Consider the following 23,549-nt stretch of genomic DNA (forward strand, 5'->3'; position numbering starts at 1 on the left):
GGGTGGGGTGCAATGCGGGGATGGAGACGCCGACTGCGCTGGTGATCGGGCAACTCACGGACTATCTGCGCGGGCTGACGCAGAGACTGGATCCCGGCACCGGCTGGTACGGGGAATTCCTGCGGCGGGACCCGGAGGGGATGCGGGCCTGCCTCGAAGGGATCGCCGTACCGCCGTGGGACGTACTGGAATCCCTCCTGGCGGACCTCCCGCCCGGCCCGGCGGCGGGGGAGGAGACGGCGTACGCGGCGGGCCTGCGGGCCGCCGCCGTCGCCGCGTGGGACGCGCGCCCGGGCGGCGCGCGGGAGCTGCGGACACTCCTCGCCACGGCCACCGGGCAGCGGACGGCCGTGGAGGAGGCGCTGAACGCCCTGACCGCCCGGCTGGGCGCCACGGCCGACCCGGCGCGGGCCGAGGCCCTCTCCCGCGAACTGGCCTGGACCCGCGACGACGCGCTCCGCGCGAGGTCCCGCCAGGCGGACCTGCGCACCCGCCTCGCCGCCCTCGGCCCCCTCCCGGCCGTCCCCCGCCCACGCGAACCCGAGCCCGCCGCCGCCCCTTCGGGCCGGCCGGTGGCGGGCGGGCCCGGGGCGGCCGACCCGCGAGCGGTCCGCCGGGGACGCCCGGACGCCCGGTACGACGCGCCGGCCCAACGGCTCCCCGCGCAGCCCGCGGCCGCCGTGGAACCCGGGGCCTCCGCGCGGGCGGAGCCCGGCCGGGGCGGGGCCGTGCCCCGGGGGGTCGCGCGCGGGGCCTTCGTCGCCGAGCTGCTCACCCTGCGGGCCCGTGGCCGCGGCGGCGAGGCGCACGCGCTGCTGTGCGAGGCCGCGCTGTGGCCCGCCGGGGAACTGCCCAAACTCGCCGAGGAGCTCGGGCACGCCGGGCTGGCCGCCGACTGGGACACCCTGCTCTGGGAGACGGCCTCCCTCCCGCCCGGCCGGCTCGCCGAGGCCGCCGGAGCCCTCGCGGACGCGGGCCGGGGGGCCGACGCCGACCGGATGCTGCGCCAGGGCGTGGCCCGCCCGGCCGCCCAGGTCGCCGAAACCGCCCTCGCCCTCGGCGGAGCCGGCCGGGACCGCGAGACCCAGGGCCTGCTGGAGGCCTTCGTCCGGCTGCGCACCGCCGAGGAGGCGGCCGCCCTGGCCCGCCACGACCCGCACTGGTTCACCCCCCGCCTGCTGCGCGCGGCCCGCGCCCTCTCGGCCGCCCGCCACCGCGACCTCTCCCACACCCTGCGCGTGTCCGGCCTCCCGGTCGCCTAGGCCGTCTCTTCCGGATCTTGCCTGACCCGCGCCGCCCGGCACCGCACCTCGCCGCCTTGGCGGGGCGCCAAGTACGTCCAGTACTCCGGCGCCCCGCCAAGGCGCCGATGCACGGCACCGAACGACGCGGGCTTGACCGGCAAGATCCGAAAGAGACGACCTAGCCCTCCGGGCCTCCCGGGCGCCCCGGGCGCGTGGGCGCCCCGGCCGCGTGGTCGGGGTGCGGGGTGCCGTCCACGGGAATCGGTCGTCCGGTGACCGCGAACGACCGCGTGGCGACGTAACTTGATCGACTACTCCAACCGCGCAAGGTGGTCTTGCCCCGCGCTGTGACGAGGCCTACCTTCGACTCCCTACGCACACCGTCTACGTGCGTAGAAGTCGGCGGTACCGTCGCGAGGAGCAGCTCATGGCCCAAGTCGTCCGCGCCGCACTCGTCCAGGCCACCTGGACCGGAGACACCGAGTCGATGATCGCCAAGCACGAGGAGCACGCCCGCCGGGCGGCCGCCCAGGGCGCGAAGGTCATCGGCTTCCAGGAGGTGTTCAACGCCCCCTACTTCTGCCAGGTCCAGGACCCCGAGCACTACCGCTGGGCCGAGCCCGTCCCCGACGGCCCCACCGTCCGGCGGATGCAGGAACTCGCCCGCCAGACCGGGATGGTCATCGTCGTCCCCGTCTTCGAGAAGGAGAGCGAGGGCTTCTACTACAACACCGCCGCCGTCATCGACGCCGACGGCAGCTACCTCGGCAAGTACCGCAAACACCACATCCCGCAGGTCAAGGGCTTCTGGGAGAAGTTCTACTTCCGCCCCGGCAACCTCGGCTGGCCCGTCTTCGACACCGCCGTCGGCCGCGTCGGCGTCTACATCTGCTACGACCGCCACTTCCCCGAGGGCTGGCGCCAACTCGGGCTCGCAGGCGCCCAGTTGGTATACAACCCCTCCGCCACCTCCCGCGGCCTGTCCGCGTACCTGTGGCAGCTGGAACAGCCGGCCTCCGCCGTCGCCAACGAGTACTTCATCGCCGCCATCAACCGCGTCGGCCAGGAGGAGTACGGCGACAACGACTTCTACGGGACCAGCTACTTCGTCGACCCCCGCGGCCAGTTCGTCGGCGAGGTCGCCAGCGACAAGGAGGAGGAACTCCTCGTCCGGGACCTCGACTTCGACCTGATCAAGGAGGTCCGCGAACAGTGGGCCTTCTACCGCGACCGCCGCCCCGACGCCTACGGAGGACTGGTTCAGCCGTGACCGACCCGACCCCCCTGCACAGCCGCCACCGCACCGTCCTGCCCGACTGGCTCGCGCTCTACTACGACCGCCCCGTCGAGCTCACCCACGGCGAGGGCCGTCACGTCTGGGACGCCGACGGCAACCGCTACCTCGACTTCTTCGGCGGCATCCTCACCACCATGACCGCCCACGCCCTGCCCGAGGTCACCAAGGCCGTCGCCGAGCAGGCCGGGCGGATCATCCACTCCTCCACCCTCTACCTCAACCGGCCCATGGTCGAGCTGGCCGAACGGGTCGCCGCCCTGTCCGGCATCCCCGACGCCCGCGTCTTCTTCACCACCTCCGGCACCGAGGCCAACGACACCGCCCTGCTGCTCGCGACCACGTACCGCCGCTCCAACCAGATCCTGGCGATGCGCAACAGCTACCACGGCCGGTCCTTCTCCACCGTCGGCATCACCGGCAACCGGGGCTGGTCCCCGACCAGCCTCTCCCCGCTCCAGACCTACTACGTCCACGGCGCGGTCCGCACCCGCGGCCCCTTCGCCCACCTCGACGACGCCGCCTTCACCGCCGCCGCCGTAGCCGACCTGGAGGACGTGCTCGGCCAGGCGCGCGGGGGAGTGGCCGCCCTCATCGCGGAGCCGGTCCAGGGCGTCGGCGGCTTCACCTCACCCCCCGACGGCCTGTACGGGGCGTTCCGTGAGGTCCTGAACCGGCACGGCATCCTCTGGATCAGCGACGAGGTGCAGACCGGCTGGGGCCGCACCGGCGACAACTTCTGGGGCTGGCAGGCCCATGCGCGGAGCGGCCCGCCCGACATCCTCACCTTCGCCAAGGGCATCGGCAACGGCATGTCCGTCGGCGGGGTCGTGGCCCGCGCCGAGGTGATGAACTGCCTCGACTCCAACTCCATCTCCACCTTCGGCGGTTCACCCGTCACCATGGCGGCCGGCCTCGCCAACCTCGCGTACCTCCTGGACCACGACCTCCAGGGCAACGCCCGCCGCGTCGGCGGCCTCCTCCTGGAGCGGCTGCGCGCCATCGCCGCCGCCTCGCCCGCCGTACGGGAGGTGCGCGGCCGGGGCCTGATGGCCGGACTGGAACTCACCGAGCCCGGCACCGACCGGGCCGACCCGCAGGCGGCCGCCGCCGTCCTGGAGGCGGCCCGCGCGGGCGGCCTGCTCATCGGCAAGGGCGGCGGGCACGACACCAGCGTGCTGCGCATCGCCCCGCCGCTCTCCCTCACCGTCGCCGAGGCGGAAGAGGGGGCCGAGATCCTCGGACAGGCGCTCCGCAGCATCGAGTAGGGGGACCGACATGAGCATCCGCACCCTGATCAGAGGCGGCCTGGTCGTCACCGCCGCCGACGAGCTCCACGCGGACGTCCTCGTCGAGGACGGCCGCGTGGCGGCCCTCGCCGCCACCGGCTCGGCCGCCGCCGGGGCCTGGACGGCCGACCGCACGATCGACGCGAGCGGGAAGTACGTCATCCCGGGCGGTGTGGACGCCCACACCCACATGGAGCTGCCGTTCGGCGGCACCTCCGCCTCCGACACCTTCGAGACCGGCACCCGCGCCGCCGCCTGGGGCGGCACCACCACCATCGTCGACTTCGCCGTACAGAGCGTGGGCCGCTCCCTGCGCGAGGGACTCGACACCTGGTACGCCAAGGCCGACGGCAACTGCGCGGTCGACTACGCCTTCCACATGATCCTCTCGGACGTCAACGAGCACACCCTGAAGGAGATGGACCACCTCGTCGGCGAGGGCGTCACCTCCTTCAAGCTGTTCATGGCCTACCCGGGCGTCTTCTACAGCGACGACGGGCAGATCCTGCGCGCCATGCAGCGGGCCTCCGGCAACGGCGGGCTGATCATGATGCACGCCGAGAACGGCATCGCCATCGACGTCCTCGTCGAACAGGCCCTCGCCCGCGGCGAGACCGACCCCCGCCACCACGGCGAGGTCCGCAAGGTGCTGCTGGAGGCCGAGGCCACGCACCGGGCGATCCAGCTCGCCCGGGTCGCCGGCTCCCCGCTCTACGTCGTGCACGTGTCGGCGCAGGAGGCGGTGGCGGAGCTGGCCGCCGCCCGGGACAAGGGCCTGCCGGTCTTCGGCGAGACCTGCCCGCAGTACCTCTTCCTGTCCACCGACAACCTCGCCGAGCCGGACTTCCAGGGAGCCAAGTACGTCTGCTCCACCCCGCTGAGACCGAAGGAACACCAGGCGGCCCTCTGGCGCGGCCTGCGGACCAACGACCTCCAGGTGGTCTCCACCGACCACTGCCCGTTCTGCTTCCGGGGCCAGAAGGAGCTGGGCCGCGGTGACTTCTCGAAGATCCCCAACGGGCTTCCGGGGGTGGAGAACCGGATGGACCTCCTGCACCAGGCCGTCCTGGACGGGCACATCAGCCGCCGCCGCTGGATCGAGATCGCCTGCGCGACCCCGGCCCGGATGTTCGGCCTCTACCCGCAGAAGGGCACCATCGCGCCGGGCTCCGACGCCGACATCGTCCTCTACGATCCGCACGCCGAGCAGGTCATCTCCGCCGAGACCCACCACATGAACGTGGACTACTCGGCGTACGAGGGCAGGCGGATCACCGGACGCGTCGACACGGTCCTCTCGCGCGGCGAACTCGTCATCGACCGCCGCGAGTACACCGGCCGGGCCGGGCACGGGGCCTTCGTCCACCGTTCCACCTGCCAGTACCTCTAGGGGGCGGCCGGGGCCCGCACGCCCCGGCCCCCGTAGTCCCCAGCAAGGAGCACCGCATGGACTTCGGCCTCGTCCTGCAGACCGACCCGCCCGCCTCCCAGGTGATCAGCCTGATGAAGCGCGCCGAACGCAACGGCTTCCGCTACGGCTGGACCTTCGACTCGGCCGTACTGTGGCAGGAACCGTTCGTCATCTACAGCCAGATCCTCGCCAACACGAGCAAGCTGCACATCGGCCCGATGGTCACCAACCCGGGCACCCGCACCTGGGAGGTCACCGCCTCCACCTTCGCCACCCTCAACGACATGTACGGCAACCGCACCGTCTGCGGCATCGGCCGCGGCGACTCGGCGATGCGGGTCGCCGGCCGCGCCCCCAACACCCTGGCCCGCCTCGGCGAGGCCATCGAGGTCATCCGCGACCTGGCCGAAGGCCGTGAGGCGGTCGTGGACGGCAACCCGCTCCGCATCCCCTGGATCAAGGACGGGAAGCTCCCCGTCTGGATGGCCGCGTACGGTCCCAAGGCCCTCGCCCTCACCGGCCGGAAGGCGGACGGGTTCATCCTCCAGCTGGCCGACCCCTTCCTCACGGAGTGGATGGTCAAGGCGGTACGGCAGGCCGCCGCCGAGGCCGGCCGCGACCCGGCGTCGGTCACCATCTGCGTCGCCGCACCGGCGTACGTCACGGCCGACGACTCGCCGGCCGCCCTGGCCCAGGCCCGTGACCAGTGCCGCTGGTTCGGCGGCATGGTCGGCAACCACGTCGCCGACCTGGTCTCCCGCTACGGCGAGCACTCGGGCATGGTGCCCGACGAACTCACCGAGTACATCAAGTCCCGCCAGGGCTACGACTACAGCCACCACGGCCGCGCGGGGAACCCGTCCACCGACTTCGTCCCGGACGAGATCGTCGACCGCTTCTGCCTGCTCGGCCCGGCCGAGGCCCACGTCGAGAAGCTGCGCGCCCTGCGCGATCTGGGCGTCGACCAGTTCGCGGTCTACGCCATGCACGACGCGCGGGAGGCCGTGATCGACGCCTACGGCACGCGGGTGATCCCGGCCTTCACCGGCTGACGCTCCGCCGGACCCGACGGCTGCCCCGGAAGGCCGCGCTCCTGACATACGATCAGGAGCGCGGTCGGTAGCGGTAAACGGGGGGCTGATGTTCAGGTTGCTGGTGTCGCAGACGGACCCGAGGGGGCTGCGCACGATCCTGGAAGCGCTGGAGGTCACCAGGCCGGCGGGACCGGTCCTGATCGACGTCGCGCCGGGCCACTACCGGACCGAGGGCCTCCGCTGCTGGGGCACGGTCGTCATCGCCGCGCTCGGCGGACGCGGATCGGTCGTCATCGACGGGGCCGCCGCGTACAACTTCCAGGTGGAAGGCCACGTGACGCTGCGGGGACTGGTCCTGCGCAACTGGCACGACAGCGGCCGGGCGCTGGGAGTGGCCGGCGGCACGGCGGTGGTGGAGGACTGCGAGTTCCTCGCCAAGTCCGGCAACGCCGTCAGCGCCTGGGGCGGGTCCGAACTCTTCCTCCAGCACAGCACGGTGCGGGAGGGGGCCGTCGTCTACTCCGATGCCGCCGGCCTGATCGAGGGAACCACGGTGACCGGCTCCGCCGTATGCGGTATCGCGCTGCGGGACGGCAGCCGGGTCAGCGTCCGCAACACCTTGGTACAGGGTGCCGCGCAACACGGCATCCTCGTGGCCTCGGGAGTCAACGCGCTGATCGAACAGTGCCGGGTCGAGGATGCCGGGGAGGCGGGGATCCTGGTCCGGGAACACGCGCAGACCGCCATCCGGGCCAGCGAGATCCACCGTTCCACCCAGTGTGGCCTGGTGGTCCGCGACAGCGGGCGGGCCGACGTCCACGGCCTGCTCGTCGCGGACCCGGAGCTCGACGGAGTCTGGTCCACGACCTCCGGCGCACTGACCGCGGCCCGGATGACCGTCAGGGACGCCAAGCGTCACGGGGCCTCGGCGGACGAGGGGGCGACCGTCACCCTCACCGACTGTGAGTTCGTGCGGGCCGGGGCCCACGGGGTCCTGGCCGGAGACCGGGCCAAGACGTCCCTGGTCAGGGGAAGGATCTCGGAGTCCGACGTCGGAGCGGGTGTCACGGCTGACGGCTCCCTGGTCATGGACGGGACCATCGTGGAACGCAGCGGCAGGGTCGGCATCGCCGTCGACCCCGGGGCGCGGGTGGTGCTCCAGGGCTGCGAGGTCGCCGACACCGAGGGCCCGGGGATCATCACCGCGCAGGGCTCCCACGTCGAGATCCGGAGACTGGAGGCGAAGGGCAACAAGGCCGAAGACCGCCTCGACGTGCCGCCCGTGCCGACGGCGGCGCCGGCTCAGGCTCAGACCCCGGCCCCGCCGGCCGCTACCCCCGCACCGGGCGGGGCCGCCCGGACGGAATCGCCCGTGACGGCCGAGGCGGTGGACGAGCTCCTCGCCGAACTGGACGGCATGATCGGGCTGCGGGAGGTCAAGGACGAGATCCGGAAGCTGGTCATGTTCCTGCGGGTCGCCGAACAGCGCCGGGCGGCGGGGCTGCCCGAGGGGCCCGTGATCGGCCGGCACATGGTGTTCTCCGGATCGCCCGGTACCGGGAAGACCACCGTCGCACGCGTCTACGGACGGCTGCTGGCCGCACTGGGCGTGGTCGTCGGCGGCCGGTTCACCGAGGTCTCCCGCGCCGATCTGGTCGGGTCACACCTCGGCGAGACGACCGCGATGACCACCGCCGCCTTCAACAGGGCCCGCGGCGGCGTGCTGTTCATCGACGAGGCCTACGCCCTCTCCCGGCGGTTCGGCACCGGTGCCGACTTCGGGCAGGAGGCGATCGACACCCTGGTCAAGCTGATGGAGGACCACCGGGACGAGGTCGTCGTCGTCTTCGCTGGCTACTCGGCCGAGATGCGCGAGTTCCTCTCTGCCAACCCGGGCCTGCAATCCCGGGTCTCCCGGACCATCGAGTTCGAGGACTACAGCCCGGACGAGCTGGTCGCCATCTTCGAACGGCTGGCCGGGCAGTACGGCTTCCAGCTGGCCCGGCCGACCCGGGCCGCGCTGGCGGCCCACTTCCAGCAGGCCCGGCGCACCGAGACCTTCGGCAACGGACGGGAGGCCCGGCGGATCTTCGAGGCCGCCCTCGAACAGCAGGCGCTCAGGCTGGCCGACCGCGAGGACACGCCGTCGCCCGGGGAACTGGTCCTGCTCCTGCCCGACGACCTGGACGGCGTCGTCGACCGCGGACTGGGCGCACGGTTCACGGAGGCCAGGGACTCCGGGCAACTGGACACGATCCTCGCGGAGCTCTCGGCCATGGTCGGGCTGGAGGGCATCAAGGCGGAGATCCGCGGCCTGACCGACCTGATCATCACCACCCGGCGGCGCCGGGAGGCCGGACTCCCCGCCGAACCGATGCCGAGCCACCTGATCTTCTCCGGTCCCCCCGGCACCGGCAAGACCACCGTCGCCCGCCTGTACGGCTCCCTGCTCGCCGCCCTCGGCGTCCTGGCCCGTGGCCAGGTGGTCGAGGTGTCCCGCAGCGACCTGGTCGGGCAGTTCGTCGGGAGCACGGCCATCCGGACCGCCGAGCACTTCGAACGCGCCCGTGGCGGCGTCCTGTTCATCGACGAGGCGTACACGCTGGCCCGCCGGGGCGGAACGGGACACGACTTCGGGCAGGAGGCGATCGACACCCTGGTGAAGCTGATGGAGGACCACCGGGAGGAGGTCGTCGTGATCGCCGCCGGCTACACCGACGAGATGACGTCCTTCCTCGACGCCAACCCCGGCCTGGCCTCCCGGTTCTCGGCCACCATCGGCTTCCCCGCCTACAGCCCCGAGGAGCTGCTCACCATCCTGGCCCACCACGCGGAGCGGTCCGGGTTCGAGACCCCGGACGCCACGCTCCAGGCGGTCCGCGCCCAGATCGCCGCCGACCCCGAGCGGTTCGCCCAGGGCAACGCCCGCGAGATCAGGAAGCTCTTCGACGAGGTCAAGAGCGCCCATGCCGGCCGCATCGCCGCCCTGGAACGCGGCGGCCGGGAGGCGACACTGGACGATCTCCGCGTCCTCCTCCCGCAGGACGCCGCCCGGTAGCGGCACGGGGCCGCTGCCGCCGGGCCGGCCGGTTCGGGCTAAGCTGCCGCAGCAGGCGCAACCCGTCCGTTCCGGCCGATGCCACCGCAGGAGCCGCCGGGCGGTGGGGTTCCCCCGGGAACCCGGCGCCCAGCACCCCGGGGGGCCGCACCGGCGTCGTACCCCGGGTATGCCCGGCCCCGCGGGGGGCCGCCGCCCCGTCAGACCCGGCCGGGCGCTTCACCGGTCGGAGAGTCTCACCGTGCACAGACAGCTGTCCCGTTCCCGCGCCGTCCTGACCGGCGCCGCCCTGGCCCTGGCCGTCTCGCTCGCGGGCTGCGGCAGCCCCGAAAAGGCGAAGAAGACGCCCGCCCCGGCCGCCGCACCGTCGGCGGCTCAGTCCGCCCCCGCCGAGCGGAAGGTGCAGATGCCGACGGGCCCCGCCCCGGCCATGACCAAGGTCCGGGACACCGCCGCGGGCCCGGTCTTCATGACCCGGCTGGCCGGCCCGAAGTCCGGTGTGACCGGCCAGGTGTGGGTCTGGCTGCCGCCCGAGTACAACGACCCCAAGTACGCCAGGACCGGCTTCCCCGTGCTGACCCTGTACGCGGGCGGCCAGAGCAACGGCTACAACACCTGGGCGGGCGGCCAGCTGCCCGTCCAGGAGGAGGACGCGCGGCTGGTGAAGGAGGGCAAGGCCCATCCGTTCATCATGATCATGCCGGTGCAGAACTTCACCGCTGACGAGAAGAACGCGCTGGACTGCTCCGACATCCCGGGCCAGCCCAAGATGGGGACCTGGATGGCCCAGGACATACCGGACTGGGTCCGCGCGAACTTCCGGACCCTGAAGGGCCGTGACGGCTGGGGCGTCATGGGTGCCTCCACCGGCGGGTTCTGCAGCGCCAAGCTCGCCCTCCAGCACCCGGACGTCTACAAGGCCGCGGTGCCGATCGACGGCTACTTCGTCCCGGACTCCCTCCTGTGGAGGGGCCACAGCGCCGAGAAGGCGGCCAACGACCCCGACCAGCTCGTCACCCAGGGCAAGGCCGACGTGCGGGTGCTGGTCACGGCCGGCGGCGCCGACCCGTACGAGAAGGGCGTGGTCAAGGGCTGGGTGGCCAAGGCCGTCCCGCCGGTCTCCGTCGAGTACTACGAGCAGCCCGGCGGCAAGCACCTGACCTCGGACTTCAAGAAGATGATCCCGGACGTCCTGCAGTGGCTCACCAGGAACCTGGCGGGCCCCGCCGCCGACTGACGCGCGGCGGGGCGGGGGAGCGTCAGCCGCGCCGGCCCTCGCGGGCCAGGGCCGGGACGAAGCGGGACGCGTCCAGGGTGCCCACGCCGGTCGCCATGTCGTAGCCGTTCACCGCGGTGTAGCCGGTGACGCCCTGGTAGCTGTTGTCCGTGCCGTCGTTGACGTCGACGATGCCGGTGGAGCGGTCGTGGCCGGAGCGCCCGTACAGGCGGTACAGCGCCTCGTGGATGTCGCCCAGCCGCTTGCCCGCGGCCTGGTCGGCCAGGGCCACGATGCCGGAGAACAGGGGGCTGGACTCGCTGGTGCCGCCCGAGACGTCCCAGCCGGTGGCCGTGGGGTCGAAGCTGGAGTAGATCCAGGCTCCGCCGTCGACCGCCGCGGCCATCGAGATGTCCGGGGTGCCGCGCCGGTCGCCGACGACGTTCTTGACGCCGTTCTGGAAGGCGGGGCGGGTGAAGACGTGGGACTGGCCGCCGCCGCCCGCGCCGTTGTCGTTGTAGACGCTCTCGGGCGCGGTCCGCACGCCCTTGTCGTCCAGGTGCAGCCGGGTGCCGCCGACGGAGGTGACGAGGGGGTCCGACGAGGGCCAGGAGTTGACCCGCTCGTGGTAGTAGCCCGTGCCGTCGGCGGTGTTGTCGGTGGCGCCGCCGTCCCCGGAGGAGGCGAGCACGGTGACGTGGTTGCGGGCGGCGGCCTCGAAGGCGTAGCGCAGCTTGCGGATGCTGGAGAAGTCGCCCCGGCCGAAGCCGGGGAAGGTGTTCTCGGTCGCGCCGAAGCTCTGCGTGATCACGTCGCCGATGCCGTGGTCGATCAGGAACTTCTCGGCGTCCATCATCTCCGGGAGCCCGGTGGTGCCTTCGGTCTCGGCGACGGCGGTCTCCACCAGGACGATCTTCGCGTCCGGTGCGACCGCGTGTGCCATCTCCACGTCGAGGGTGGTCTCGCCGGCCCAGCCCAGCATGTCGGCGTTCCGGGGGTCCCACTTCGGGACGTTCCCCCACTTGACCACCTGCACCTTGGTGCTGGGTATCCCGAACTGCTCGCTGTAGACGTCCAGATCGTGCTGGACGGTCGGCGAGCCGAAGGAGTCCACGATGACGATCGTGCGGCCCTTGCCCGTGATGCCCGCCTTGTAGAGCGGGTTCAGACCGTATGCCTCGCGGTACTGGAGCGGGTTGTAGCAGGCGATCTTCCACTTGGCCCGGCACTCCTCGATGGAGAGGGGGCTGCCCACGGCGCGGACCAGCTGGTGGCCGGCGGCGGCCGGGCGGGCCGCCGTCCGCGGGACGGCCGAGGTGTGCGCGGCGGTCGCGGTGCCGGCCGCCGGGGCGGCGGCCGCGGCGGTGAGCGCGAGGCCCAGGGCGGCGGCCGTGGTGACCCCGGCGCGCGGCCACGTACGACGGATCGGGTGCATCGGAGACTCCCTTGGGGGGTGGCGCCGCTCGCAGCGGCTCCCGTGATCACACCCGCCAAGTCATGTGCAGGACAAGGATGTTTGACGCTTGATGTCGAACGCTTTACCTGAATGCGAAATACGCCATCGCGATCCGAGTTCCGAGACGAGCCATGTCCGAGTCGCCGGGAAATCACCGCGTATCCACCCGTTCATCCCGCCCGGGTGTGTCCGCTCAGCGAACGCGTTGCATCGAAATTCGGACTGCTTTCGGCCAATAGTTGATGTGTCCATGGCGATCTTGGAGAACGCTGGCAACCTCTCCCCATCCCCAACACCCAAAAGCTCCGCACCGCTCTGCCCGAGCGGCCGGAATCCCGGCTGCCCGGTTCCACCCCCCACACGCAGAAGGAGTCCGCGTGAAGTCCACGCACCGGCGGAACGCCACCGCCACCGGCGCCCTGCTCGCCGCAGCCGCCCTGCTCACCGTCGGCGTCCAGGCCGGCAACGCCAGCGCGCAGCCCGGCGATTCCGCCAACCAGGCCGCCGCCAAGGGCCAGCCGCGCAACCCGGGCGCGCTGCCCGCGCAGCTCACCCCGTCCCAGCGCGCCGAGCTCATAGCCAAGGCCCAGAGCACCACGGCCGCCACGGCCAAGGAACTCGGCCTCGGCGCCCAGGAGAAGCTCGTCGTCCGCGACGTCGTCAAGGACCAGGACGGTACCACCCACACCCGCTACGAGCGCACGTACGAGGGCCTCCCCGTCCTCGGCGGCGACCTGGTCGTCAACCGCACCGCGGCCGACAAGACCCAGAGCGTGAGCAAGGCGAACACCGCCCAGCTGACGGGCGTCGCCACCGACGCCCCGGCCGACGCCCCGGCGGCCGCCTCCGCCAAGGCCCTCGACGCCGCGAAGGCCGTCGGCTCCAAGGCCGACAAGGCCGACTTCGCGCCCCGCAAGATCGTGTGGATGGCGAAGGGCGTGCCCACCCTGGCCTACGAGACCGTCGTCGGCGGCCTCCAGGACGACGGCACCCCCAACCAGCTCCACGTCATCACCGACGCCAAGACCGGCGCCAAGCTGCACCAGTGGCAGGGCATCGAGACCGGTGTCGGCAACACCCACTACAGCGGCCAGGTCACCCTCGGCTCCTCGAAGTCCGGCTCGAACTTCACCCTGAACGACGCCGGCCGCGGCGGCCACAAGACGTACAACCTGAACCACGGTACGTCCGGCACCGGTTCGCTCTTCTCCCAGACCACCGACACCTGGGGCAACGGCGCCAACTCCAACGCCGCCACCGCGGGCGCCGACGCCGCCTACGGCGCCGGGGTCACCTGGGACTTCTACAAGAACGTCTTCGGCCGTTCCGGCATCCGCGGCGACGGCGTCGCCGCCTACTCCCGGGTCCACTACGGGAACGCCTACGTCAACGCGTTCTGGGACGACAGCTGCTTCTGCATGACCTACGGCGACGGAACGGGCAACAACGACCCGCTGACCTCGCTGGACGTCGCCGGCCACGAGATGACGCACGGCGTCACCGCCGCCACCGCCGGCCTCGAGTACAGCGCCGAGTCGGGCGGCCTGAACGAGGCCACCTCCGACATCATGGGCACGTCGGTCGAGTTCTACGCGAACAACCCCAGTGACCCGGGCGACTACCTCATCGGCGAGAAGATCGACATCAACGGCGACGGCACCCCGCTGCGCTACATGGACAAGCCGAGCAAGGACGGCGGCTCCGCCGACGCCTGGTACTCCGGCGTCGGCAACCTCGACGTCCACTACTCCTCGGGGCCGGCCAACCACTGGTTCTACCTGGCCTCCGAGGGCTCCGGCGCCAAGACGATCAACGGCGTGAACTACGACTCGCCGACCTCCGACGGCCTGCCCGTCACCGGCATCGGCCGGGACAAGGCCCAGCTCATCTGGTACAAGGCCCTCACCAGCAAGTTCAACTCCAGCACGGACTACGCGGGTGCCCGTGAGGGCACGATCGCCGCCGCGACCGAGCTCTACGGTGCCGGCAGCGCCGAGGTCAAGGGGGTCACCGACGCCTGGGCCGCCGTGAACGTGGGCGCCCGCTCCGGCGGCGGCACCCCCACCCCGGGGAACGTCTTCGAGAGCACGACCCGTGTGGCCATCCCGGACTCGCCCGGCCCGGCCGTCACCTCGTCGGTCAACGTCACCGGGATCACCGGCAACGCGCCGAGCACCCTCAAGGTCGGCGTGAAGATCACCCACACCTACATCGGTGACCTGCAGATCGACCTCGTGGCCCCGAACGGGACCTCGTTCCGCCTGCAGAACTCCTCGTCCGACTCCACGGCCAACCTGGACAAGACCTACACGGTCAACGCCTCGGCCGTGGCGGCGAACGGCACCTGGAAGCTGAAGGTCCAGGACAAGGGAGCCGCCGACACCGGCACGATCACCGACTTCAAGCTCACCTTCTGATCGACCGTTCCGCAGCGTGCCGCGCGTGCCCGGAGCCTCACCAGGCTCCGGGCACGTCGCGTAGAACCCGCTGGAGCTACTTGCCGCTCTTGTCCAGGACGATGTTCGCGTCCCAGGCCTCGCCCGCCTTGACCGGCTTGCCGGCCTCGTCGGTGAACGACTGGGTGTAGATCCCGCTCAGCGGCACCGTTTCACCCGGAGAGGCGGACTGAAGGACGTCGCAGACGTCCGCGAAGGAGGCGGCGGGAGAGCCCTTGACGTCGGTGATGACGTCAAGTTGCTGCAGCTTCGCCTTCTCGGCCGGGGAATTGCGGTGCACATCGGTGACGAGCATCCCTTCGACGTCCTTGAACTGCTTCTGGATCTTCTCGATCGTGGGGGCGTCCTCGGCCGTGAAGGTGTCCGGCAGCGTGGGGTCGTGCAGGTACGCCAGCTCCCATCCCGGGTCGTTCCTCTTCTCGCCGGAGGCCAGCGTGTCGAGCAGCGGCCGGACGTGGTCACTGCTGATGGCGTAGAACTGCCCCTCCACTCCCGCGTTCCCGTTGCCGAGCGTGTTGATCCCGACCACCTGCCCCTTCCCGTTGAGCAACGGTCCGCCGGAATTACCCGGATTGACGGTGGCGGAGTGCTGGAGCGTGGCGGGGTAGCGCGGCAGGGACGGGTCGGGAACGGCGTCCTTGACGTCCGGATTCTGCACGGCGCCCGTGGTGAACACGGGCTTCTGTGACGTTCCCTCTTTCTCGAACGTGGCGGGATAGCCCAGCGAGGTGACGGTGTCGGCGACCCCGACGTCCGCGCTCTTTCCGAACTTCAGCTGTTTCAGATCCGGTTGGGGAGAGGAGAATTCCAGCACGGCGAGGTCCTCGCAGGGATCGATCCCGAGCACGCGGGCCGCCGCGGGCGCCCGGTCCTCCACCGTGACCCGCAAGGACGGCTCCCCCTGCACCACATGCGCGTTGGTGACGATGAGCCCCTTCTGGGCGTCGTAGATGATCCCGCTGCCGTCCCCCTTGGGTCCCGAGATCTTCACCGTGGCCGGCGCGGCGCGCTCGTAGATCTCCTTGGGCGAGAGGTCGTCGGCGAAGGCGACCCCTCCGCCCGCCGCGAACCCCGCGCCGGTTCCGAGAACCACCGCCGTGGCGATCGCCAGGGCGTTTCCGGTGCGTCGTCCCCTCATGAGCCCGCCGCCTTTCTTCACGCACGGACGACCCCTTTCCAGGCTAGCCCCGCCCCCGGCACGTGTCCTGCTGGCGCCGGGAGGCCCGTACCGCGCGGCGGCCCGGGTTCACCGGGCCGTCATCCGGTGTCCGCCCGGGCGCCGGGGAACCCGGTGGGGTTCGACGGCACACCGTGATCTGATGGGGGCATGATCGATGAATTCCTCGCCCGTGACCTGTCCGCCGTCGAAGAGGCCGTCCGCAAGGCGGCGGCGGCCGAGATCACGCCGCGGTTCCGGCAGCTCGCCGACCACGAGGTGGACCAGAAAAGCGGCCCGCACGACCTGGTCACCGATGCCGACCGGCTGGCCGAGCAGCACCTCACGGCCTCGCTGACGCGGCTCCTGCCCGGCTCCGCCGTGGTCGGCGAGGAGGCGGTCCACGCCGACCCCTCGGTCTACGCGGCGCTGCGCGGGGACGTGCCCGTGTGGATCGTCGACCCGGTCGACGGCACCCGGCAGTTCGTGGAGGGCGACCCGCACTTCTGCACCCTCGTCGCCCTGGCGGTGCGCGGCGAGATCCTCGCCTCCTGGACCTACGCCCCGGCCCTGGACGTACTGGCCACCGCCGTGCGCGGGCAGGGCGCCCACGTCAACGGAGAGCGGATCCACAGCGGTTCGCCGGAGCCCGGCGCCGACCTGCGGGTGGCGACGGCCCACCCGCTGTACACCTCCGAGGAGGACCGCCGGTACCTGGCCCGCCTCGACGTACCCGGCGTCGCCGCCCGGCCCTGCGGCTCGGCCGGCCTGGAGTACCTGAGGGTGGCCCGGGGCGAGATGGACGCGCTGGCCTTCACCTGGCCCTCGGCCTGGGACCACGCGGCCGGCCTGCTGCTGGTCGGCGAGGCGGGCGGCGCGCAGAGCACCGTGGACCGCGTCCCCTTCCGGGTCGACCGGGACAACGCGCTGCCCTTCGCGGTGGGCCGCGACGAGGCCACCGCGATCCGCGTCCGCGAGCTGCTGCGCGGCGAGGGCTGAGGGCGCGGGGAGGGGCGGACTAGGGGGCGTGCCGGGCGCCGTGGGCGCCGTGCGGGACTTTCGCAACACCCCCTAGGCTGGGAGCAGTGGCCGCCGCCGGACGAAGGAGCTGTCAGTGCCGTCGATTCTCGACGCAGTCGTGGTGGGGGCGGGGCCCAACGGCCTGACGGCCGCGGTCGAACTCGCCCGCCGGGGCCACTCCGTGGCCGTCTTCGAGGCCGCCGGCTCGATCGGCGGCGGGGCCCGCACCGAGGAGCTCACCCTCCCCGGCTTCCGCCACGACCCCTGCTCGGCCGTGCACCCCCTGGGCATCGGCTCCCCGGTGTTCAAGACGATGCCGCTGAAGCGGTACGGACTGGAGTGGCTGCACGCCCCGCTGCCCATGGCGCACCCCTTCGACGACGGGACGGCCGCCGTGCTCTCCCGCTCCGTCGCGGAGACGGCGGCCTCCTTCGGGCCCCGGGACGCGGGCGCCTACCGGCGCCTGGTGGAGCCCTACCTCGGCCGGTGGGACACCCTCGCCCGGGACTTCATGTCCCTGCCCAACACCGCCCTGCCCCGCGACCCGCTCCTCCTGGCCCGCTTCGGCCTCACCGGCCTGCCGCCCTCCACCTGGCTGCTGCGCCGCTTCCACGACGACCGCGTGCGGGCCCTCTTCGCCGGGCTCGCCGCGCACGTCATCGCCCCGCTGAGCGGGATCGGCACCGGTGCCGTCGGCCTGGTCTTCGCGCTCGCCGCGCACGCGGGCGGCTGGCCCGTGCCGCGCGGCGGCTCGCAGTCCATCTCCGACGCCCTCGCCGGCTACCTCGCCGACCTCGGCGGCGCCGTCCACACCGGCTTCGAGGTCAAGCGGCTCGACGACCTGCCCCCGGCCCGCGCCTACGTCTTCGACACCTCCCCGACCGCACTGGCCCGGATCGCCCGCCTGGGCCGCGCGTACGACAACTACCGCTACGGGGCCGCCGCCTTCAAGCTCGACTACGCCCTGTCGGGCCCGGTCCCCTGGACCGCCGAGGCCCCCCGCCGGGCCGGCACCGTCCAGATCGGCCCCGGCAGCCGCGACATCGACGCCGCCCTCCAACTGGCCACGGGCGGCCGCGCCCCCCGCAACCCCTTCCTCATCACCGCCCAGCCCAGCCTGGCCGACCCCGGCCGGGCACCGGAGGGCAAGCACGTCTTCTGGGCGTACGGGCACGTCCCGGCGGGCTGGGAAGGCGACCTCACCGACGCCGTGGAACGCCAACTGGAGCGCTTCGCCCCCGGCTTCCGCGACCTGGTGCTCGCCCGCGCCACCGCCGGACCCCCGCAGCTCGCCGCCCGCAACCCCAACTACGTCGGCGGGGACATCGCCTGCGGCGCCGCCGCCGGACTCCAGCTGCTGCTGCGGCCCAAGATCACCCTGTCCCCGTACACCACCGCCCACCCGGCGGTCTTCCTCTGCTCCTCCGCCACCCCGCCCGGCCCCGGGGTGCACGGCATGTCCGGGCACAACGCGGCCAAGGCGGTCTGGCGCCACCTGCGAAAGGCACGCTGATGGTCCGGATCACCCTCGTCCAGGGCGACATCACCACCGAGGAGGCGGACGCGGTGGTCAACGCCGCCAACTCCTCGCTGCTCGGCGGCGGGGGCGTGGACGGCGCCATCCACCGGCGCGGCGGCCCCGAGATCCTCGCCGCCTGCGAGGACCTGCGCCGCTCCCACTACGGCAAGGGCCTCCCGACGGGCCGGGCGGTCGCCACCACGGCCGGCCGCCTCCCGGCGGAGCACGTCATCCACACCGTCGGCCCGGTCTGGTCCCGGCAGGAGGACCGCTCCGCACTCCTGGCCTCCTGCTACCGCGAGTCCCTGCGCGTCGCGGACGAACTGGGTGCCCGGACGGTGGCCTTCCCCGCCATCTCCACCGGCGTCTACGGCTGGCCGATGGACGACGGCGCCCGCATCGCGATCGAGACCGTGCGCACCACCCCCACCCGGGTGGAGGAGGTCCGCTTCGTCCTCTTCGACGCGCCGGCCTACGCCGCCTTCGAGGCGGCCCTGGCCTAGGCCGTCCCTTCCGTACGCTCGAAGCCGAGGTGGCGGCCGATCACGGTGAAGCCGCGGCGTTCGTACCAGTGGCGCGGCCAGTCGTCCGCGTCGGCGATCAGGAAGCGGGTGCCGCAGCGGGCGTCCGCGGCGTGGCGCAGGGCGGCCGCGAGGACCGCGTCGCCGTAGCCGCGGCCGAGGTGGAGCTCGGAGGTGATCAGGTCCTCGATCTGCGCCGTGCCCGAGGCCGGGTCCATGTAGAGGTCGGCCCAGGAGGCGACCTCGCCCTCCGGGGTGCGGGCGCCGATGAACCGCACCGCGTCCGCCCCGCGCCGTCCCGTCTCGCGGCGGTCGACGAGCTGGCGGATCACCTCCTCGCCGGCGTCCGGCAGGTAGCCGCGCCAGCGCCGGGCGAGCGGGAGCCGCAGTGCCTCCAAGTCCACCTCCTGCGCCCCGTCGCCCGCCGGCACCGGGCCCCCGTGCAGCATGACCAGGTAGGTGGACCTCGTGTAGCCGGCCCGGAGCAGGGGCTGCGTGCAGGCCTCCCCGGCCTCTTCGTCGAGGACCGTGATCAGGCGGTGCGTCATGTGCCCCAGCGCCTCGTCCGCCAGCGCGGGCAGGGCCCCGGGATCGGGCGCTCCGTCGATGACGAGCTGGTTGTTGGAGTAGGAGAGCGCGAACTCGTCGTCGAGCGCGGCGAATCCGCCGGGGAGCTCGACGGTCCGCGCGGCCCTGCGGCGCGCGAAGGTCGCGAGGAAGGTGTTGATCTGCTGGAGTTCCGGGCCGGCCATGGGGCGAGCCTAGGCGGGCGGGCACCGTGATCGCCGCCGGTTTTTCCTCCGTTCCGTGCTGCGTACAACTAGGCTGCGGCCATGACGACGCGTGCAGGGGTGGAAGAGGACTGGGCCGCGACGAGGGCATGGGTGGAGGACTTACTGCCCGACGGTGAGCGCGTCGAGACCGCGACCGCCCTCCAGGGCGGCTGGACCTCGCGGATGCGCCGCCTGGAGCTGGCCGGCGGGGCGGCCGGGCCCCGGTCGCTGGTGCTGCGGTCCTTCGTCGAGCCCTTCTACCTGAGGCACGCGGAGGGCCTGCTGACGCGCGAGGCGGCGATCCTGAACCTGCTCGGCGGCACCGGCGTGCCCGCCGCCTCCCTCGTGGCCGTGGACCCGACGGCGCGCCACTGCGACCACCCCTCCCTGCTGATGTCCCTGCTCCCCGGCACCGTCCGCATCGACACCGAGGAGGAGGACCGCCGCGCCGGACTGCTGGCCCGGCAGCTGCTGGCCGTCCACCGGCTGGAGGTGCCCGCCGGGCACCGCCCCCGTGCCTACCAGGCGTGGACCTCCGCCGACCGGGTCACCCCGCCGGAGCACACCGGGCGGCCGGAGCTGTGGCGCCGGGCCGCCGACGTCATCCGGCGCGAGCCCCCTCGGCACCGGGCCCGCTTCCTGCACCGCGACTTCCACCCCGGCAACGTGCTCTTCGAGGGCTCCGGGGCGGACCTGCGGATCAGCGGGGTCGTCGACTGGGTGGAGACCTCCTGGGGCCCGGCCGACCTGGACGTCGCCCACTGCTCGACCGCCCTGGCCCTGCTGTACGGGGTCCCGGCGGGCATGGACTTCGCCGACCGGTACACGGCGGCGGGCGGAAGCCTGACGGACGGCCCCGACCACCTCTACTGGCGCCTGCTCGACGCCCTGGCCTTCGCCCCGGAGGCCGAGAAGGTCGCCGTCCCCTGGCGCACTCTGGGACGGACCGACCTCACCCCCGCCGTACTGACGGACCGGCTGGAGCGCTACGTCGAGGCCCTCTTCGCCCGCTACGCCTGACCTGAGGCCGGGGCTTGGGCCGGGGCCGGGGCGTGGGCCGCGCCCGCGCCCCCGGCACCGGGCGCGTCCAGCGTGGCGGCCAGCAGCCGCTTGTCCGGCTTGCCCACCCCGGTGAGCGGGATCCGGTCCACGGTGTGCACGGCGCGGGGCGCGTACATCGCCCCCATGTGCCGGGTGACGTACTCCCGGATCGCCTCCGGCCCCGCGCCCGGCCCCGGCGCGGGGACGACCGCGGCGTGGACCTCCTCGGTCCCGTCCGCCCGCCGCACCCCGAACACCGCGCACCGGGCGACGGCGGGATGGCCGAGGAGCAGCTCCTCCACCTCCGCCGGACGGACGTGCCCGCCCACCACCACGATCTCGTCGCCGAGCCGGTCCAGCACGTACAGCCGGCCGCCGGCGTCCACGCAGCCGACGTCCCCGGTGCGGATCCAGCCGTCGCGCAGCACCTCGGCGGTCTCGGCGGGCCGCCGCCAGTACCCGCTCATCGCCATGGGGGAGCGGACGACGATCTCCCCGCTCTCCCCGGCGGGCAGCGGCCGGCCGTCGGCGCCGCGGATCTCGATGGTGACGCCGGGCGCCGCCCGCCCCGCCGTCGGCCGGCCGCCGGGCCCCGTCACCCCGTGCTCGTGCGGCGGCACCTCGGCGATGTTGCCCGCCTCCGTCTGCCCGTACCAGCCGTGCAGCACCGGCCCGAGCGCCCGCGCCGCCTCCCGCAGCCGCCGCGCCGAGGCGGGGGTGCCCCCGTAGAAGACCCGGCGCAGGGCGGACAGGTCGGTCGCCGGCCGGTCCGGGTGGTCCAGCAGCTCGTACAGCAGCGGCGGCAGGAGCCAGACGTCGGTGACGCGCTCGCGGGCGAGGGCGGCCAGGGCGTCACCCGCGTCGAACGAGGGCCGCAGGACGACGGTGCCCCCGGCGAGCAGGGTGATGTCCGCGAGGACGCCCGCCATGTGCGCGAGCGGGGTGCAGGCCAGGGTCCGGGGCGGGCTCCCGGCCGGGAGCCGGCCGGCGTAGAGCGCGAGGGTCCGGGCGTAGGGGCCGTGCGCCATTCGGACGCCCTTGGGGAGCCCGGTGGTGCCGCCGGTGAAGCGGACGCACCAGTCGTCCCCCGGGCGCGCCGCACCCGCCACCGGGCGCGGCGCCCGCGGCGCGGCGGCCGCCGTCAGGTCCTCGGCGAGGGGGGACGGCCCCAGCGACAGGACGGCCGGTACGGGGGCCCGCGCGAGCAGCTCCCCGGCGGCCTCCTCCGCCCCGGGCTCCACGAGCAGCAGCTCCGTGCCGACGCCCTCGGCGATCCGGGCCCGGGCCCCGGCGGCCGTGCCCTCGCCGAGGAAGACCACCCGGGCCCCGGCCAGGTTCGCCGCGTACCGGGCGATGAGCGCCTCGGGCCGGTTGCCCGTCAGGAAGGTGACGGTGGAGCCACGGCCGATGCCCCGCTCCGCCAGCTCCGCCGCCGTCCGCAGCACCCCGTCCCGGAACTCCCCGGCCGTGACGGCGGGTCCCCCCGCCGGGACCACCGCCGGGCGGCCGGGGGAGCGGGCGAGCACCTCCAGGGCCGCTTCGACGTAACTCCGGTACGGGGCACTGGGGTTGTGGCTGTTCTCCGTCATGCCCCGCAGGCTAGGCGTGCTCCGTTCATGCGGTCCAAGACCGGTTCGGCCATGAAAGGATGCTTCCAGGGTTATGAGGGGACGGGGAATGGACCTGCTCGCGCTGCGCTGCTTCCAGGTCGTCGCACGCCACGAGCACATCAGCCGGGCGGCCGCCGAACTGCGTGTGGCCCAGCCCTCGGTGAGCCGCACCGTCGCCCGCCTGGAGGCGGAGCTCGGCGTGGAGCTCTTCGAACGCCGGGGCCGCCGCATCCGGCTGAACCGGCACGGCGCCGCCTTCCTGCGCCGGGTCGACCGGGCGCTGGGCGAACTGGAGGACGGCCGCCGCGAACTGGCGGAGGCGGCCGGTACCGGGGCCGGCGCGGTGACGGTGGCCACCGAGACCCTGATGACCGTGGCCGCCCTGCTCCCCGGCCACCGCGCCGCGCACCCCGGGGTGGACGTCCGGCTGCGCCAGTGCCCCGCCGACGCCATGGCGCACCTGCTCCGTACCCGCGCGGCGGACCTCTGCCTGGCCTCGGAGCCGCTCGCCGGGCCGGGGCTGGAGTCGGTGGAGCTGCTCCGGGAGGAGGTGCTGCTCGCCGTGCCCGCCGGGCACCGGCTGGCCGGCCGGGAGGGCGTCGAGGTCGCCGAACTGGAGGGGGAGCCGTTCCTCACCCCCGGGCCGGGCCACTGGCAGCGGGAACTCGCCGACCGGCTGTTCGCCCGGGCCGGGCTGCGGCCCGCCGTCGTCTGCGAGGGCAACGAGCCCGGCGCGCTCCTGGACCTGGTCGGCGCGGGCCTCGGGGTCGCCCTGCTCCCGGCGATGGCGCGGGACGCCGGCCTGCGCGCGGGCGTGGCCTGGGCGCGGCTGGCGGACGACGGGAGCCGGCGGGTGCTGTGGCTCGTCCGCGACCGCGAGGCCTTCGTGCCCGCCGCCGTCCGGGACTTCGCCGGCTTCACCGTCGCCCACTTCAAGGGAGTGCCCGGCGCCGGGAGCCGTCAGACGGTCCGGGCGGCGGTCCCCGGCGCGGGCCGGGGGTAGGTGAGGGACCGCTTGACGCTGCCGAACGCGAAGCTCGACTCGATCGAGGCGATCCCGGGAATGGCGTGGATCCGGTGCCGCACCAGGGCCTCGTACGCCTCCAGGTCCTCGATGACCACGCGCAGCAGGTAGTCGCTGCTGCCCGCCATCAGGTAGCAGTCCTGGATGTGCTCGATCACCGCCACGTGCTGCTCGAACTCGGCCACCGCCTCCTTCGTGTGCCGCTCCAGGCGGATCCGGACGAAGACGGTGATCGGCAGCCCGAAGGCGACCTGGTCCACCACCGCCGTGTAGCCCCGGATCAGGCCCGCCTCCTCCAGCCGGCGGACCCGGCGCAGGCAGGGCGAGGGGGACAGCCGGACGCGGTCGGCGAGGTCCTGGTTGGAGAGCCGCCCGTCGGCCTGCAGCTCCCGGATGATCTGGAGGTCGACGGCGTCCACGGCCACTC

Annotated in this window: 18 protein-coding genes; 13 read left to right on the forward strand and 5 right to left on the reverse strand. The window is 73.3% G+C overall.

Features of this window, described 5'->3' with window-relative positions; translation table 11 throughout:
* Positions 1 to 20 precede the first annotated feature (20 nt).
* The 7 genes from ABT403_RS24595 (at position 21) to ABT403_RS24625 (ending at position 10,567) form a co-directional block, all read left to right on the forward strand.
* On the forward strand, positions 21 to 1,262 hold the full coding sequence (locus tag ABT403_RS24595) for a hypothetical protein (protein WP_344166371.1): 1,242 nt from the start codon (positions 21 to 23) through the stop codon (positions 1,260 to 1,262).
* Between the two features lie 409 nt (positions 1,263 to 1,671).
* Positions 1,672 to 2,514 (forward strand): nitrilase-related carbon-nitrogen hydrolase, encoded by an 843-nt coding sequence (locus ABT403_RS24600; RefSeq protein ID WP_344166372.1) that lies wholly within the window; start codon positions 1,672 to 1,674, stop codon positions 2,512 to 2,514.
* Positions 2,511 to 3,806, forward strand: a complete 1,296-nt coding sequence (locus ABT403_RS24605; RefSeq protein ID WP_344166373.1) for an aspartate aminotransferase family protein — start codon at positions 2,511 to 2,513, stop codon at positions 3,804 to 3,806. The genes ABT403_RS24600 and ABT403_RS24605 overlap by 4 nt, the downstream gene beginning before the upstream one ends.
* A gap of 10 nt (positions 3,807 to 3,816) precedes the next feature.
* Positions 3,817 to 5,217, forward strand: coding sequence for a dihydropyrimidinase (gene hydA / locus ABT403_RS24610; RefSeq protein ID WP_344166374.1), 1,401 nt, complete (start codon positions 3,817 to 3,819; stop codon positions 5,215 to 5,217).
* A 56-nt stretch (positions 5,218 to 5,273) separates the two neighbouring features.
* The gene (locus ABT403_RS24615; RefSeq protein ID WP_344166375.1) at positions 5,274 to 6,290 is read left to right on the forward strand and encodes a TIGR03842 family LLM class F420-dependent oxidoreductase; all 1,017 of its coding nucleotides are present in this window, start codon (positions 5,274 to 5,276) and stop codon (positions 6,288 to 6,290) included.
* A gap of 88 nt (positions 6,291 to 6,378) precedes the next feature.
* Entirely contained in the window at positions 6,379 to 9,330 is a 2,952-nt protein-coding gene (locus ABT403_RS24620) for a right-handed parallel beta-helix repeat-containing protein (RefSeq protein WP_344166376.1), read from the forward strand.
* A gap of 241 nt (positions 9,331 to 9,571) precedes the next feature.
* Complete coding sequence (locus tag ABT403_RS24625; protein ID WP_344166377.1) at positions 9,572 to 10,567, forward strand: alpha/beta hydrolase; 996 nt, start codon at positions 9,572 to 9,574, stop codon at positions 10,565 to 10,567.
* 22 nt (positions 10,568 to 10,589) lie between these two features.
* Here the strand turns inward: ABT403_RS24625 and ABT403_RS24630 are convergent, their stop codons facing one another.
* Complete coding sequence (locus tag ABT403_RS24630; protein ID WP_344166378.1) at positions 10,590 to 11,981, reverse strand: S53 family peptidase; 1,392 nt, start codon at positions 11,979 to 11,981, stop codon at positions 10,590 to 10,592.
* A 398-nt stretch (positions 11,982 to 12,379) separates the two neighbouring features.
* Here ABT403_RS24630 and ABT403_RS24635 point away from each other — a divergent pair, with 398 nt between their 5' ends.
* Complete coding sequence (locus tag ABT403_RS24635; RefSeq protein ID WP_344166379.1) at positions 12,380 to 14,419, forward strand: M4 family metallopeptidase; 2,040 nt, start codon at positions 12,380 to 12,382, stop codon at positions 14,417 to 14,419.
* 76 nt (positions 14,420 to 14,495) lie between these two features.
* Here ABT403_RS24635 and ABT403_RS24640 read toward each other — a convergent pair whose 3' ends face one another.
* Positions 14,496 to 15,596 (reverse strand): S1C family serine protease, encoded by a 1,101-nt coding sequence (locus ABT403_RS24640; RefSeq protein WP_344166380.1) that lies wholly within the window; start codon positions 15,594 to 15,596, stop codon positions 14,496 to 14,498.
* Positions 15,597 to 15,785: 189 nt separating this feature from the next.
* Between ABT403_RS24640 and ABT403_RS24645 the strand changes: the two genes are divergently transcribed.
* The 3 genes from ABT403_RS24645 (at position 15,786) to ABT403_RS24655 (ending at position 18,656) form a co-directional block, all read left to right on the forward strand.
* Entirely contained in the window at positions 15,786 to 16,613 is an 828-nt protein-coding gene (locus ABT403_RS24645; protein WP_344166381.1) for an inositol monophosphatase family protein, read from the forward strand.
* 115 nt (positions 16,614 to 16,728) lie between these two features.
* Complete coding sequence (locus tag ABT403_RS24650) at positions 16,729 to 18,147, forward strand: phytoene desaturase family protein (RefSeq protein WP_344166382.1); 1,419 nt, start codon at positions 16,729 to 16,731, stop codon at positions 18,145 to 18,147.
* Positions 18,147 to 18,656 carry an O-acetyl-ADP-ribose deacetylase gene (locus ABT403_RS24655; RefSeq protein WP_344166383.1) on the forward strand — a complete coding sequence of 170 codons (510 nt, stop codon included), beginning with the start codon at positions 18,147 to 18,149 and terminating at the stop codon, positions 18,654 to 18,656. The genes ABT403_RS24650 and ABT403_RS24655 overlap by 1 nt, the downstream gene beginning before the upstream one ends.
* Here ABT403_RS24655 and ABT403_RS24660 read toward each other — a convergent pair.
* Entirely contained in the window at positions 18,653 to 19,426 is a 774-nt protein-coding gene (locus tag ABT403_RS24660) for a GNAT family N-acetyltransferase (protein WP_344166384.1), read from the reverse strand. The genes ABT403_RS24655 and ABT403_RS24660 overlap by 4 nt on opposite strands.
* 81 nt (positions 19,427 to 19,507) lie before the next feature.
* Between ABT403_RS24660 and ABT403_RS24665 the strand changes: the two genes are divergently transcribed.
* Positions 19,508 to 20,467, forward strand: a complete 960-nt coding sequence (locus ABT403_RS24665; RefSeq protein ID WP_344166385.1) for a phosphotransferase family protein — start codon at positions 19,508 to 19,510, stop codon at positions 20,465 to 20,467.
* On the opposite strand, the gene ABT403_RS24670 is transcribed toward ABT403_RS24665, so the two are convergent.
* A complete protein-coding gene (locus ABT403_RS24670; protein WP_344166386.1) occupies positions 20,458 to 22,077 on the reverse strand; it encodes an AMP-binding protein in 1,620 nt (539 codons plus the stop codon). The two genes, ABT403_RS24665 and ABT403_RS24670, sit on opposite strands and share 10 nt — an antisense overlap.
* 88 nt (positions 22,078 to 22,165) lie before the next feature.
* Here ABT403_RS24670 and ABT403_RS24675 point away from each other — a divergent pair, with 88 nt between their 5' ends.
* Complete coding sequence (locus tag ABT403_RS24675; RefSeq protein WP_344166763.1) at positions 22,166 to 23,101, forward strand: LysR family transcriptional regulator; 936 nt, start codon at positions 22,166 to 22,168, stop codon at positions 23,099 to 23,101.
* Here the strand turns inward: ABT403_RS24675 and ABT403_RS24680 are convergent.
* Entirely contained in the window at positions 23,059 to 23,547 is a 489-nt protein-coding gene (locus ABT403_RS24680) for an Lrp/AsnC family transcriptional regulator (protein ID WP_344166387.1), read from the reverse strand. The genes ABT403_RS24675 and ABT403_RS24680 overlap by 43 nt on opposite strands.
* Positions 23,548 to 23,549: the final 2 nt, after the last annotated feature.

This window comes from Streptomyces sp. NPDC000075, from assembly GCF_040301925.1.
Taxonomy (GTDB): Bacteria; Actinomycetota; Actinomycetes; order Streptomycetales; family Streptomycetaceae; genus Streptomyces; species Streptomyces polychromogenes.